The sequence below is a fragment of the Mesorhizobium loti genome (assembly GCF_013170705.1).
In the GTDB taxonomy this organism is placed as follows: domain Bacteria; phylum Pseudomonadota; class Alphaproteobacteria; order Rhizobiales; family Rhizobiaceae; genus Mesorhizobium; species Mesorhizobium loti_D.
The window spans coordinates 2,668,259-2,682,294 of record NZ_CP033334.1 but is presented as its reverse complement, the minus strand read 5'-3'; the positions used below and the strand labels follow the sequence as shown (position 1 = coordinate 2,682,294).

Genomic DNA, 14,036 nt, shown 5'->3' with positions numbered 1-14,036 from the left:
TAGCGCCTCTGCACGCTTGATAGCGCGCTGGTAACGAATGTGCGCAGCTTTTGGGTTTCGCCCAACATAAGAGACGACCATAGCGTTGTCGGCGGCTTCGTGGAGATCGCGTGACGTACGCGCCTTCAAACGGTCAGTGGTGTCCAAGGCGCGGCGTACGAAAGCACCGCAACCATCGAGCTCTCGTAGCTCCTTTGGGACTCGTCGGTAGTAGTGGAAGCGGTCGCCCCTCTGTTGCAGAAAGCGATCAGCATGGCGCAAGCGCGAAATCAGATAGCGCTAATTTATGCAGCAGAACCAATAACTTGCGGAAGAAGCCGGTGGTACCGTTGGCTGGGATCGAACCAGCGACCTCCGGATCCACAATCCGGCGCTCTAACCAGCTGAGCTACAACGGCACATTTGCCTGGGCGTGATCTCGTCGGAAACGCGTTCCACTTGACCCACTCTGTCGTTCGGCGATGCGTCCTTACGGGCTTATGGATTTTAATTCAAGGCTTTTGCGAAGCAAAGACCACTTCCCCACATCTCGCCGCGTCGAGCAGTATCCCCCGGGCAAAGAAAAAGGCCGGCGGGAGGAGGTGCCGGCCTTTTCCTGTTACGAGCCAGCGGGAGGAGGAGCTGGCTGGTCACCCCGGGAGCAGAGGGAGGAGGTTCCACTCGCCGGGTATTCCTTGATGGCTGGCATCATACGCCTGATCAGTTTGAAGAAAATGCGACCTTTTGTTGCATCTCCTGATCCTGCGCAAATATTAGGCAGCCTTAATGTCCTTGATCGCCTTCTCGAAGGCGGTCTTGATCGGCTTGGAGACGTCTTCGGCCGCCTTGGAAGCGACAGCCTGCAACTCCTTGGCCTGCTCGACCGACAACTCGACGCGCTTGCGCAGGAAGGCGGTCTGCAGTTCGATGACTTCCGACAGCGACTTGGCGCCGATAAGGGCTTCGAGATGCGAGAAACCGGCTTCGGCATTGGCGCGCAGTGCCGCGATGGTCTTGAGCGACAGGTCGCTGGAAACGGTCTTGGCGGTCTCGTAGGTCGACTCCAGAGCCTTCTGGGTCTCCTCGGCGCCGGTCTTGAGCTTGGCATAGGCCTCTTTCGACTGCTCAACGCCCTTTTCGGCGAAAGCGCGGATCTGGTCGGTGGCCTTGGAAGCGTCGAAGCTCGGGAATTCAACGTTTTCGATGGTCTCGGCAGTCTTGGTCCTGGACATTTTCCATCCTTTCAGCGGCAGCGGCTTTGACAGAAAGCCGTCTCGTTCATGTATGGTGGCAATATAAAGGCAAATTTTGTGCATTGCAATATCTTTGTTGCAGTGCACAAAAAATCTTTTGGGCCGTTAACCAAGAGCCCAAATTCCAGCCTTTGCACGTTCTGGCTTGTGGACCTTCGTGGCTGCGGCTTTTATTAACAAAGCGTTAACTGCAATTTTCGCCGCTCCGTGAGGGTTCGCCAAGCGCATGCCGTCCGAATATTCCTTCCTCGACGTCGCCGTGCTCGACGCGGTCCGCCAGCGCTTTGCCGCCGGCGACGCGATCGCGATCCTGTCGGGGGACCTGGAGCAGGTGATCTGGGCCAACGGGCCGGGCGCAGCCGTGTTCGGCTACCCCGACATTGAAGCGATCATCGGCGCCTCGGCGCGGCTGCCGCTGATCGCCCGCCGCCAGATCATGGCCACCAGCGGCTTTCCCGAGATCGGCAGCGACCGCGCCATCATGGTGCGGCTGGCGACGGGAATGACCAGCCGCGCTGTCAGCTTCCTTGCAAGTGCCGTGACGCTGCCCGATGGCGAGAAGGCGATCATGCTGGCGGTACCGGCCGCGCAGACAGGCTCGCGTAGTGCCGCCGAGATCGCCAGCCGGGCGATCGGCGGCTTCACCGAAGACGGCCATTTCATCGCCTTCATCGACGCGGGGGGCAATGTCGAGGCGGCATCGGACGGGTTTTCGAGGCTCGGCATCCAGCCCGCGACGCTGGCCGCCCTGGTGGCGGACGTGACCGCCGAAGGCGAGCGTATCGTCAAGCGCCTCGTTCCGGGCGGCAGCACCTCCTACCCGGCCGGCCTCGCGCGGCTGACGCCTGAGCGGCATCTCCTTGTGGTGATCGACGAGGATCAGCTCGAGGACAACATGCCTGCCGCAGAAGCTCCGGCGGACGGACGGTCCGAAGCGACGGAAAGCCGCGCCAACCGGATTGGCGGCGCGACAACAGCGGCCAAGAGCTTTTCCGCGGAAACCGAGTCTCACCAGGACAATCAGCCGCCGGCGGATGTTTCAAAGACAAAGGCGATCGAGGGACTGACGGGCAATGCCGCGCCCGAGCAGCCGCCAGCCCTCCCTCCAACCGGGCCAGCGCCAGCTGCCGCCGACAATGATCAGCCGGTGGCGGACCGCACGACTGCACAGCATGATCATTGGTACTTCAATGCCGGTGAGGACGACGCGCCAGCCGCGCCGGAGCCGAAGGCCGTGGCCGAAGCAATCGGCACCGAGGCTTCGGCGGACAGCGCGAAAAGGGACGAGGCCGCCTCCCCGACCGCATCGGCCACAGCCCCAACTCGCACCATAGATCGCTCGGCGGCACCGCTGCGCTTTGTCTGGCGCACCGACGCCGAGGGCAGGTTCAGCGCGCTGTCGCCGGAATTCGCCGACATCGTCGGCAAGCCGGCCGCCGACGTAATCGGCCGGCGTTTCAGGGATGTCGCGGCGACCTTCGGCCTTGACGCGTCCGGCGAGATAGCCGGCCTGCTGGAGCGACGCGACACCTGGTCAGGCCGCTCCGTGCTGTGGCCCGTGGTCGGCACCGACCTCAAGATCCCCGTCGACCTCGCGGCTTTGCCTGTCTATGGCCGCAGCCGCGCCTTCGAAGGTTTTCGCGGCTTCGGCGTTGCCCGCGCCAGCGACGCAGTCGTCGATCCGGAAGCGATCGGCATGGCCCTCGTACCCAATGGCCAGGCCTCAGCTTCGTCCGTACCGGAAACCGTCGAAGCTCCCACTGAAGAGCCAAAGACCGAGGAGCCGAACGCGGCGGACCCGTTCAAGGGCGAGGTGCCGGCGCTGACCATCGTGCCAAAACAGGAGCGGCGCTTTGCCGACAAGGTCATCCGGCTGGCCGAACACCGGCAACCGGCCAATGACAAGGGACTGTCGACGCTGGAGCGCAGCGCCTTCCGTGAGATCGGCGAGCGGCTGAAGAAGGAGAGCGCGCCGGCCGAGCCGCCGGAAACCGAAAAGCCCGGCATCGAAAGCCCGACGGAACCGGCGATCAAGACGCCGGCTGAGCCCACGGCGGAGGCCCCGGCCGCGAAGACAGAGGCTTCGATCGAACCCGCCGGCGAGATCGCGGCGACACATGATGCCGTGCCGGATCAGGAGGATGCGGCGCTGGCCGAGCCATCCGAGACCGATGCCGAGGACGAGGCCGATCTCGCACGGCTTGATGGCGGTCACCCGGACGAAGTGAATGATGAGGAGCCCGTCAGCACCTTGCCAGGTGTGAGCGGCTCGTTGCTCGACTACGCCGACCGGAACGATGAATCCGGTCCTGTCGCGAACAATGACGAGCCCCCGGTTTCAGAACCCGCGGTGGCGGAACCGCAGGGGACCGAGCCGGTCGCGGCCGAAGGACCTGATACCAAAGACACCACGCATGCTGCCGTCGAGGATGACGACAGCATGACATCGGCTGATTTTCGCGATGCCGAGGACAATGAGGACTGGGCCGACGGCGAGGAAGCCGCGGCCGCTGATGAGCAGGCCGCCGCACTCACCGGTGAAGCCGCCAGTGCAGCCGACACCGTCGAGAGCGCGGCTGAACGTCCTCGCTTGCGGGTGCCGCCGCTCAAGACCGAAGGGTTCGTGCCATCGGCTTTTTCCGTCGGCGACGAAAGCAAGGCTCCGGACACCTTGCTGCTCGGCAAGCTGCCGGTGCCGCTGCTCATTCATTCGGGCGACCAGTTGCACTATGCGAACGAGGAGTTCCTGAACCTGACCGGTTACGCAGCACTCGAGGACCTCGCTGATGCCGGCGGCCTGGGCGCGCTGTTTGCCGACCCCTATGGGGATGACGGCGCCTCCGACGGGAGCGACCGGACGCTGCGGCTGAAGACGCGCGACGGCCAGGAATTCCCGATCGACGCCATCCTGCGCTCCGTGCCCTGGCGAGACGGCAAGGCCCTGATGCTGGTCGTGCGCCGTTCCGGCGAGGATGACGCGCCTGTGGCCCTGCACGTGGTGGGCGAGGAGCCGACGCAGCCCGACATTTCCGAACTCAAGGCACGCATCGCCGAGATGCGCACCATCATCGACACCGCCACCGACGGCGTCGTGCTGATCGGCAGCGACGGCACCATCCGTTCGATCAGCCGCCCGGCCGAAGCGCTGTTCGGCTTCGACAGCGACGAGGTGACCGGCAAGCCATTCGCCTCGCTGTTTGCCATCGAGAGCCAGCGCGCGGCTCGCGACTATCTCACCGGCCTGTCCGAGCCCGGTGTGGCAAGCGTGATGAATGACGGTCGCGAGGTGATCGGGCGCGAAGCACAGGGGCGCTTCATCCCGCTGTTCATGACCATCGGCCGGCTGCCCAACGACAGCGGCTTCTGTGCCGTGGTGCGAGACATCACGCAGTGGAAGCGAGCGGAAGAGGATTTGACGCAAGCACGCGCGGTGGCCGAACGGGCATCCTCGCAGAAGACCGATTTCCTGGCTCGCATCAGCCACGAGATCCGCACGCCGCTCAATGCCATTATCGGCTTTTCCGAATTGATGGTCGACGAGAAGTTCGGGCCGGTCGCCAATGACCGCTACCGCGACTATCTGCGTGACATCAACCGCTCGGGCAACCATGTGCTCGACCTGGTCAACGACTTGCTCGACATCTCTAAGATCGAAGCCGGCCAGCAGGAAATGGCCTATGAGGCGGTGTCGCTCAACGACACGCTGGCCGAGACCGTGGCGATGATGCAGCCGCAGGCCAACCGCGAACGCGTCATCATCCGCTCAAGCTTCGCCTCGCGGCTGCCGGAAGTGGTGGCGGATCTGCGTTCCGTGCGCCAGATCGCGCTCAACATCCTGTCGAACGCCATCCGCTACACCCAGGCCGGCGGCCAGGTGATCGTCTCGACCGCGTACGAGACCTCGGGCGATGTCGTCATGCGGGTGCGCGACACCGGTATCGGCATGAGCCAGGCCGAGATCGAACAGGCGCTCAAGCCGTTCAAGCAGATCAATGCGCTGAAGCGCGGGCGCGGCGACGGCACCGGGCTCGGCCTGCCGCTGACCAAGGCGATGGTGGAAGCAAACCGTGCTCGCTTCACCATCAATTCGACACCCGGCGAAGGCACGCTCGTCGAGGTCGCTTTTCCCTCGACCAGGGTGCTCGCGGAATAGCGGCTCCAAAAGAAAAGGCGCCCAAAGGACGCCTTAAGAGATGGGATTGCTGTCACAACGGGGGCTTGAGCGAATCAGATCCTCCGGGGGCTGAGGAACGGGATTTCTCCCTCAAGTTACATGCGACTATCGGGGTCGGGCCTTAACAAGTCCTTACCGGGTCGCCAAAAAATTTACGAATGTGTACCACTCGTGAAATCTAGGTAAATTCCCGAGACATGATCCGTTAACCATGACGGGCCGGTCATTCGGCAAGCTGCGGCAGGTTGCGGAACAGCTCCAGCGCCTCCGGGTTGGCAAGCGCTTCCTTGTTCTTGATGGCGCGCCCATGCACCACGTCGCGCACGGCGAGTTCGGTTATCTTGCCAGACTTGGTGCGGGGAATGTCCGGCACGGCGACGATCCTGGCCGGGACATGGCGGGGGCTCGCGCCGCCGCGGATCTTGGCACGAATGCGTTTTTCCAGATCCTCGTCCAACTGGACGCCCACGGCCAGCCGCACGAACAGCACGACGCGCACATCATTGTCGAAATCCTGTCCGATGCACAGCGCTTCCAGGATTTCCGGCATCTGTTCGACCTGGTTGTAGATCTCCGCCGTGCCGATCCGCACGCCGCCCGGGTTGAGCGTGGCGTCCGAGCGGCCGTGGATGATCATGCCGCCGTGCTCAGTCCATTCGGCGAAATCGCCATGGCACCACACATTGTCGAAACGCTCGAAATAGGCCGCCTGGTATTTCTTGCCGTCGGGGTCGTTCCAGAAACCGATCGGCATGGACGGAAAGGCCTTGGTGCAGACCAGTTCGCCCTTCTCCTGCCGGATCGGCTTGCCGTCGTCATCCCAGACATCGACGGCAAGGCCAAGGCCAGGACCCTGGATTTCGCCGGTCCAGACCGGCTCGGTCGGCACGCCGAGCACGAAACACGAGACGATGTCGGTGCCGCCGGAAACCGAAGCCAGATGCACGTCCTTCTTGATGCCTTCGTAGACGAAGCGGAAATCCTCGGGCGACAGTGGCGAACCGGTGGAGGATATCGCCCGCACGGTCGACAGATCGTGACTGCCGATCGGCTTGAGACCGGCCTTGCGCACGGAATCGATAAACTTCGCCGAGGTGCCGAAGAAGGTCATCTTCTCGACGTCGGCGAAGTCGAACAGGACATTGCCGTTGGGATAGAAGGGAGAACCGTCATAGAGCAGCAGCGTCGCACCGGACGCGAGGCCCGACACCAGCCAGTTCCACATCATCCAACCGCAGGTGGTGAAATAGAAGAAGCGATCGCCGTCGACGAGCCCGGCATGCAGCCGATGCTCCTTGACATGCTGGATCAGCGTCCCGCCGGCCGAATGGACGATGCATTTGGGAATGCCCGTGGTTCCGGATGAAAACAGGATGTAGAGCGGATGCGAAAACGCCAGCCGCTCGAAGGTGACGGGCTTGACGGCGAAGGGCGCCAGCGCCTCCTCCATCGCCATGGCCTTGTCGATGACCGCGGCCACATCGACCGAGGTGCCGAGATAATCGACGAGCAGAACCTTGCGGACACTGCTGAGCTTGGCCGCGACCGCCGCGACCTTGTCGGCGACCTCGATCGCCTTGCCATTGTACCAATAGCCGTCGGGCGCGATGAAGATGACGGGCTCGATCTGGCCGAAGCGGTCGAGCACGCCCTGCTCGCCGAAATCGGGTGAGCAGGATGACCACACCGCGCCGATCGAGGCCGCCGCCAGCATCGCCGCGACGGTTTCCGGCATGTTGGGCATCATCGCGGCGATGCGGTCGCCTTTCTTCACCTTGAGCGACAGGAAAAGCTGCTGCAGACGCGAGACCAGGCCATGCAGCTCATTCCAGGACAGCCGCCGCTCGACCTTGTCCTCGCCGCGAAAGACAATCGCCTCGCCGGCACCGGTCTTCTTCAGCAGGTTCTCGGCGAAATTCAGCGTCGCGTCGGGGAAGAAGGCAGCGCCGGGCATCTTGTCGCCATCGGCCAGCACGCGCTCGCTCCCGTTGGTCCATTTGTCGCCGACAAGGCCGGAAAAGTCCCACATCAGGCTCCAGAACGTCTCGCGATCCTCGATCGACCAGCGGTGAAGGTCGGTATAGGAGGAGAACGTGGCGCCGGCTTTCGCCTCCGCGGCCTTCAGGAAAGCCGTCAGTGGCGAAGCTTCGATCCGGTCTTGCGTCGGGGTCCAGAGCGGTACTTCTGCAGCCATGATCGATCCTCCCACGGTCGTCATCGCTTATGCATATCGCAGCGCAGCAGAGCAAGATTTTGTTGGGCCGAGGCGACCAGGTGTGCGCAAATGCCATCGCCGGGCCATAAAGACTTGAAATGCCTCAGTCCTAAGTCGTAGTGACGACTGGGGCACACCCGTCGGGCGATTAATCGGAACGGAAGCATATAGGGCGAGATGCCATCATCCTTGATCCGCCGCGGAGTATGGGCGATCGGCGCTGCCGTGATCGTCATTGCTCTGGTGGTCGCCGCGCTGCCGCTGATCGCCTCGACGCGCATCGTGCGCGACCGCATTGCCTGGGAAATGAGCGCCTGGAGCGGCTTCCGGGTCGCCATCGAAGGCTCGCCGCGTATCGAGGTCTGGCCGAAATTCCGGGCAATCCTGACCGATGTGACGCTGTCCAAGTGGACGGATACCGATGCACCGCCGGTCGTCGAGGCCGAACGGGTGGAAATCGACCTCTCGGCCATGGCTGCATTGCAGGGCGACGTGGCGTTTTCCACGGCGCGACTGGTGCGTCCGACGATCCGCGTGCAGCGCACGACCGATGGCCTGTTCCTGCCCACCGCGCCGACGGGCGGGCGCATCGCGCGCTCCATCGACACGGCGCGCGGCGTGGTCAGTGCCGATCCCGCCAAGCCCGACCTCGACAAGCTGCCGACCGACGCCTTCGGCACGGTCGAGTTCAGGGACGGCCGCATGGTTGCTTCCGTGAACGGCAAGGACGTGGAAATCCTCAGCAGCCTTAGCGGCCAGGCGACCTGGGCGGCGATGAACAGCAATGCGACATTGTCGGCAACCGGTATCTGGCGTGGCGAAAGCGTCGCCCTGGACGCGGCCTCGCCGAAGCCGCTGGTGCTGTTTGCCGGGGGCATGGCGCCGCTCACCCTGTCCTTCAAGGCAGCGCCCGCCACCTTCTCCTTCGACGGCACCGCCAACATGTCCCAGAACGCCTATTTCGACGGCCAGGTGAAGTTCGCGGCACCTTCGCTGCGCCGCGTGCTGGAATGGTCGCAGGCCGGTATCGCGCCGAGCGCGGCGATCGGTTCCGTCAGCATTTCCAGCAAGGTCACGGCGTCGGCCGGTCGCGTCAAATTCGAGAACACCGCGCTCACGCTGGACAACAATCCGGGTATGGGCGCGCTGGACCTGTCGCTTGGCGACGCCCAGCCGGTGATATCTGGCACGCTCGCCTTCGATACGCTCGACCTCAGATCGTTCCTGTCCGCCTTCACGCCGCTGGGGCCGGCAAGCGGGGCTGGACCGGGTGACGTCGACACAAGCTTCGCCGATCGGGTCAATCTCGATCTCAGGCTGTCGGCGGCGCATGCCACGGCTGGCAGTATCCAGCTTGCCGACGTCGCCGCCACCGCCCAGGTCAAGGACGGTCTTTCCGTCTTCGATATCTCCGACGCGTCGGCCTTTGGCGGCAACATCCAGACCAGCCTTCGTTTCGACCGCAAGCCCGAGGGAACACAGGTCGAGATCCGGCTGCTTGCTTCCGATGTCGACGGCGGGGCGTTCGGTACGGCCGCCGGAATGACCCGGCTGGTGCCGGTTGGCACGGGCACCGTTTCGGTCATCCTCAAGGGACCGGGCAGGACCTGGGATTCGATCTTTGAAAACGCCGATGGCTCGGTCTCGGCGACCTTCGGCCCCGGCGCGCTCAGCAAGTTCAACCTGGCGGCCTTTCTCAAGCATACCGAACAGGGCGGCTTCTTCGCGCTCGACGATGTTTCGGACGGAACACTGCCGATCGACGGCGCCGAAGTGAAGGCGACCATTTCGCGCGGCGTGGCGAGGCTGGACAAGGCCGAGGCCAATTCGGCGAAATACAAGATCTGGCTTTCCGGCATCGCCTCCTATGCGGGGCGTGGGCTGGCACTGTCGGGCGGCGTCATCCAACCTGACCAGGCGGCGGCGCAGAAGAACGGCCAGCAGGGGCCCAACCAGTCGTCCTTCTTCGTCGGCGGAACCTGGAGCACGCCGTTCATTTCCCCGATAAGCCGCGGCGTTTCGGGCGAATAGCAGAAGCACGCACCCTTCAGTTGAACGTCGCCTCGTGCGAGAACCGGTTGTCACCCTCGGGGCCAAGCCCGAGGGCACACTTTCGAGCTGCTCACCCGCGCTGCGCCGCCTGTTCGTCGATCTGACGCTGTACCTCCCGCCGCTTGTTGGCGATCGAGGCGACGATGACACCGACCGCGACGACGGCGATCAGGATGGTGCAGGCGGCATTGATCTCCGGTGTCACGCCGAGGCGGACCTGGCTGTAGATCTTCATCGGCAGCGTCGTGGCGCCCGGCCCCGAGGTGAAGCTGGCGATCACAAGATCGTCGAGCGACAGCGTGAAAGCCAGCATCCAGCCCGACACGATCGCCGGCAGGATGACCGGCAGCGTGATCTGGAAGAAAGTCTTCGCCGGCGTCGCGCCGAGATCCATCGCCGCCTCCTCCAGCGAACGATCGAAGGAGACCAGCCGCGATTGCACCACGACGGCCACGAAGCACATTGTGAGCGTGATGTGGGCGAGCGTTACCGTGAAGAAGCCGCGGTCGAGGCCGACGGCAACGAAGAGCAGCAGCAGCGACAGGCCGGTGATGACTTCCGGCATGACCAGCGGCGCGAAGACCATGCCGGAAAACAGCACCCTGCCCCGGAAGCGGGTGTAGCGCGTCAGGGTGAGCGCGGCCAGCGTGCCGAGCACGGTCGCCACCGTCGCCGAAATGACGCCGACACGCGCCGTGACCCAGGTGGCGTCCATCAGGCCCTGATTGTGGAACAGCGACACGTACCATTTGGTCGAGAAGCCGCCCCATACGGTGACGAGCTTGGATTCGTTGAAGGAGAAGACGATGAGCAGCACGATCGGCAGGTACAGGAAGGCGAAGCCAAGCACGATCGAGGTGACGTTGAAGCGGCTCCAGGTGGCGTTCATTTGCCCTGCTCCTGGGCACGCGCCTGTGCCTGTTGGAAAAGCATGATCGGCACGGTCAGCAACAACAGCAGGATGACGGCCACGGCAGACGACACCGGCCAGTCACGATTGGCGAAGAACTCGTTCCAGAGCGTCTTGCCGATCATCAGCGTCTGCGATCCGCCGAGCAGATCGGGGATGACGAACTCGCCGACGGCCGGGATGAACACCAGCAGGCAGCCGGCAATGACGCCGGGCAGCGACAGCGGGAAGGTGATCTTCCAGAAAGCCGATGTTGGCGGGCAGCCGAGATCCTTGGCCGCCTCGATCAGCGAATAGTCCATCTTCTCCAGCGACGAATAGAGCGGCAGCACCATGAACGGCAGATAGGAATAGACGATGCCGATGAAGATCGCCGTGTAGGTGTTGAGGATGATCAGCGGCTGACTGACGATGCCGGTGGCAAGCAATAGCTGGTTGAGCAGCCCCTCGGGCTTGAGAATGCCGATCCAGGCATAGACGCGGATCAGGAACGAGGTCCAGAACGGCAGGATGACCAGCATCAGCAGGGTCGGGCGGATGGTGGCCGGTGCACGTGACATGCCATAGGCGATCGGGTAGCCGACGATCAGCGTCAGCACGGTCGAGATCGCGGCAATGATGACGCTCGTCACATAGGCCTTGAAATAAAGCGCGTCCTGCGTCAGCCAGACATAGTTGTCGAAATTGAGGTCTCGGAACCCGGCGAAGAAGCCGGAGACGCCATCGCTGAAATCGAGCACCGGCGTGTAGGGCGGCATAGCGATCGCCGTCTGCGACATGGAAATCTTGAAGACGATGATGAACGGGATGAGGAAGAAGAACAGCAGCCAGAGGTAAGGGACGATTATGACGAGCCGGTTGACGAAGCCGGCACCCAGCCGCGTCAGGAACGGCGTGGCGACAGTCGATGGTCCGGCGGCATCGGTGACGGCGATGTTGGACATGTCAGCCCCCTACCGCGCCAGCACGACGCCGGCGTCGGGCCGGAAGGACACCCAGGCGCGGTCGTTCCAAGTCAGCGGATCGTCGGTCACCCGCGCCGCATTGAGCGCGCTTGCCCTGATGATCTGCCCGTCATCCAGCCTGATGTGGTAGACGGTCATGTCGCCGAGATAGGCGACGTCGTAGACCTCGCCTTCCAGCGCATTGACAGCGTCCGCCGGCTTCTTCGACGACACCTTGATCTTCTCCGGCCTGATGGCGAAAACGATGTCGGAACCGGCTGCGGTATCGGCGCTGTTTTCAACGACGATCTGGGCACCTGTCGCGCCGGTGATGCGGGTGGTGTTGGCCAAGCGCTCGGCGACCTTGCCCTCGAACATGTTCACGTTGCCGACGAAATGCGCGACGAAGCGCGAGGCCGGGGCTTCATAGACTTCCGCCGGCGTCGCCACCTGCATGACCTCACCCTTGTCCATGATGGCGATGCGATCGGCCATGGTCATCGCTTCTTCCTGGTCGTGGGTGACCACGACGAAGGTCAGCCCAAGTTCCTGCTGCAAATCCATCAGTTCGAACTGGGTCTCCTCGCGCAGCTTCTTGTCGAGAGCCCCCAGTGGCTCATCGAGCAGCAGCACCTTCGGCCGCTTGGCGACCGAGCGGGCAAGCGCGACACGCTGGCGCTGGCCACCGGAAAGCTGGTGCGGCTTGCGCTTGGCGAACTGCTCGAGCTTGACCAGTTTCAGCATCTCGGCGACGCGTTTTTCGATGTCGGGCTTGGGCATGCCTTCCTGCTTGAGGCCGAAGGCGATGTTGTTTTCCACCGTCATATGCGGGAACAGGGCATAGGACTGGAACATCATGTTGACCGGCCGGCGATAGGGCGGAATGCCACGCAGGTCCTGGCCGTCGAGCAGGATGCGGCCGGCCGTCGGTTCCTCGAAGCCTGCGAGCATCCTGAGGAGGGTCGACTTTCCGCAACCGGAGGCACCGAGAAGGGCGAAGAATTCTCGCTCGAAGATCGTCAGCGACAGATTGTTGACGGCGGTGAAGTCACCGAACTTCTTGGTCACTTTGTCGAACTGGATGTATGGCTTGGCGTTCGGGTCGTTCCATGGCGCGAAATCCCTGCGGATGCTGCCAAGCGATTTCATGTCCCCACTCCGTGCTGTTTCTTGCTTCGTGCCCCAAAAATACGCGACCCCGGCAGTTGTCTGCCGGGGTCGCTTCAGATGCTTATTGGCCGGTGACGATCTTGGTCCAGCTGCGCGTGATGATACGCTGTGTCTTGGGATCGTAAGGGGAGACCGTGTAGAGCTTCTGCAAGGTCGCGGCGTCCGGATAGACAGCCGGATCCTCCAGCAGCGCCTTGTCGACAAATTGCTGCGATGCCTTGTTGCCGTTGGCATAGAGCACGTAGTTCGACGATTTGGCGATCACTTCGGGCGTCATCATGTAGTTGATGAATTCGAGTGCCTCGGCGACATGCGGCGCATCGGCGGGGATCGCCATCTGGTCGAACCACATCTGTGCGCCTTCCTTCGGCACGGAATAGCCGATTTCAACGCCTTGCTTGGCCTCGACCGCGCGGTTGCGGGCCTGGAACACGTCACCCGACCAGCCGACCGCGAGGCAGATGTCGCCATTGGCGAGCGCGTTGATGTACTCGGACGAATGGAACTTCCTGATGTAGGGACGGACCTTGAGCAAAGCTTCCTCGGCCTTGGCTATATCGTCCGGCGAAGTGCTGTTCGGGTCGAGGCCTAGATATTTCAACGCCGCCGGTATGATGTCGGCCGGCGAGTCCAGCACGTAGACGCCGCAGTCTTTCAACTTGGCAAGACTATCCGGATTGAAGAACACGTCCCAGCTGTCGATCTTGTCGGTGCCCAGTGCCGCCTGCACTTTCTTCGTGTTGTAGCCGATGCCGACCGTGCCCCACATGTAGTTGACCGAGTATTCGTTGCCGGGATCATATTTGGCGGTTCGCTCGGAAACCGTGTCCCACATGTTGGAGAGGTTCGGCAGTTTCGACTTGTCGAGCTTCTGGAACACACCGGCCTGAATCTGGCGGGCGAGGAAGTTGCCGCTCGGCACGACGACGTCGTAGCCGCTGCCGCCGGCGAGCAGTTTGGTTTCCAGGATCTCGTTGGAATCGAACGTGTCGTAGACGACCTTGATGCCGGTCTTCTTGGTGAAGTCGTCTATGATCGAACTGTCGATATAATCCGACCAGTTGAAGACGTTGACGACGCGATCCTCGGCATGCCCGGCGGGCGTGAACAATGTCAGAAATACCGAGGTCGCCGAAAGCCAGAGCGCTTTGCGGATCATGCTATTCTCCTTTGGTGAGTGTTCCGTCGCCGGCTCGTCGCGACGCGCGACCGGACTTTTGTTTCAGACTATTGAGCTTTCCAGGGGACAACAAGCGGCGATTGGCGCGCCGGTCGCGGCCGCGCGATTGACCCGGACTGGGGGGAATCGCAGTGCCGTCAGAAGCTTTCGCCGCCGCGC

Annotated in this window: 8 protein-coding genes, 1 tRNA gene and 1 pseudogene; 2 read left to right on the top strand and 8 right to left on the bottom strand. The window is 63.0% G+C overall.

What is annotated here, in order from left to right; genetic code table 11:
- Positions 1–171 precede the first annotated feature (171 nt).
- The 3 genes and pseudogenes from EB815_RS34225 to EB815_RS13075 all read right to left on the bottom strand — a co-directional run.
- Positions 172–261, bottom strand: a pseudogene (locus EB815_RS34225) (hypothetical protein); the annotation flags it as partial.
- 60 nt (positions 262–321) lie between these two features.
- A tRNA-His gene (locus tag EB815_RS13080) sits at positions 322–398 on the bottom strand.
- A gap of 354 nt (positions 399–752) precedes the next feature.
- Positions 753–1,211: a phasin gene (locus tag EB815_RS13075; protein ID WP_056566362.1), complete on the bottom strand. Its 459-nt coding sequence runs from the start codon at positions 1,209–1,211 to the stop codon at positions 753–755.
- 247 nt (positions 1,212–1,458) lie between these two features.
- Between EB815_RS13075 and EB815_RS13070 the strand changes: the two genes are divergently transcribed.
- Positions 1,459–5,385, top strand: a complete 3,927-nt coding sequence (locus tag EB815_RS13070; protein ID WP_056566116.1) for a PAS domain S-box protein — start codon at positions 1,459–1,461, stop codon at positions 5,383–5,385.
- A 244-nt stretch (positions 5,386–5,629) separates the two neighbouring features.
- Here EB815_RS13070 and EB815_RS13065 read toward each other — a convergent pair whose 3' ends face one another.
- Positions 5,630–7,600, bottom strand: a complete 1,971-nt coding sequence (locus tag EB815_RS13065; protein ID WP_056566358.1) for an acetoacetate--CoA ligase — start codon at positions 7,598–7,600, stop codon at positions 5,630–5,632.
- Between the two features lie 198 nt (positions 7,601–7,798).
- Here EB815_RS13065 and EB815_RS13060 point away from each other — a divergent pair, with 198 nt between their 5' ends.
- Positions 7,799–9,652, top strand: coding sequence for an AsmA family protein (locus EB815_RS13060; RefSeq protein ID WP_056566114.1), 1,854 nt, complete (start codon positions 7,799–7,801; stop codon positions 9,650–9,652).
- A 91-nt stretch (positions 9,653–9,743) separates the two neighbouring features.
- On the opposite strand, the gene EB815_RS13055 is transcribed toward EB815_RS13060, so the two are convergent.
- The 4 genes from EB815_RS13055 to EB815_RS13040 form a co-directional block, all read right to left on the bottom strand.
- On the bottom strand, positions 9,744–10,562 hold the full coding sequence (locus EB815_RS13055) for an ABC transporter permease (RefSeq protein WP_056566109.1): 819 nt from the start codon (positions 10,560–10,562) through the stop codon (positions 9,744–9,746).
- Positions 10,559–11,527, bottom strand: coding sequence for an ABC transporter permease subunit (locus EB815_RS13050; RefSeq protein WP_056566106.1), 969 nt, complete (start codon positions 11,525–11,527; stop codon positions 10,559–10,561). The genes EB815_RS13055 and EB815_RS13050 overlap by 4 nt, the downstream gene beginning before the upstream one ends.
- Before the next feature lie 9 nt (positions 11,528–11,536).
- The gene (locus tag EB815_RS13045; protein WP_056566103.1) at positions 11,537–12,676 is read right to left on the bottom strand and encodes an ABC transporter ATP-binding protein; all 1,140 of its coding nucleotides are present in this window, start codon (positions 12,674–12,676) and stop codon (positions 11,537–11,539) included.
- Positions 12,677–12,758: 82 nt separating this feature from the next.
- Positions 12,759–13,856: a polyamine ABC transporter substrate-binding protein gene (locus EB815_RS13040; protein ID WP_056566100.1), complete on the bottom strand. Its 1,098-nt coding sequence runs from the start codon at positions 13,854–13,856 to the stop codon at positions 12,759–12,761.
- Positions 13,857–14,036: the final 180 nt, after the last annotated feature.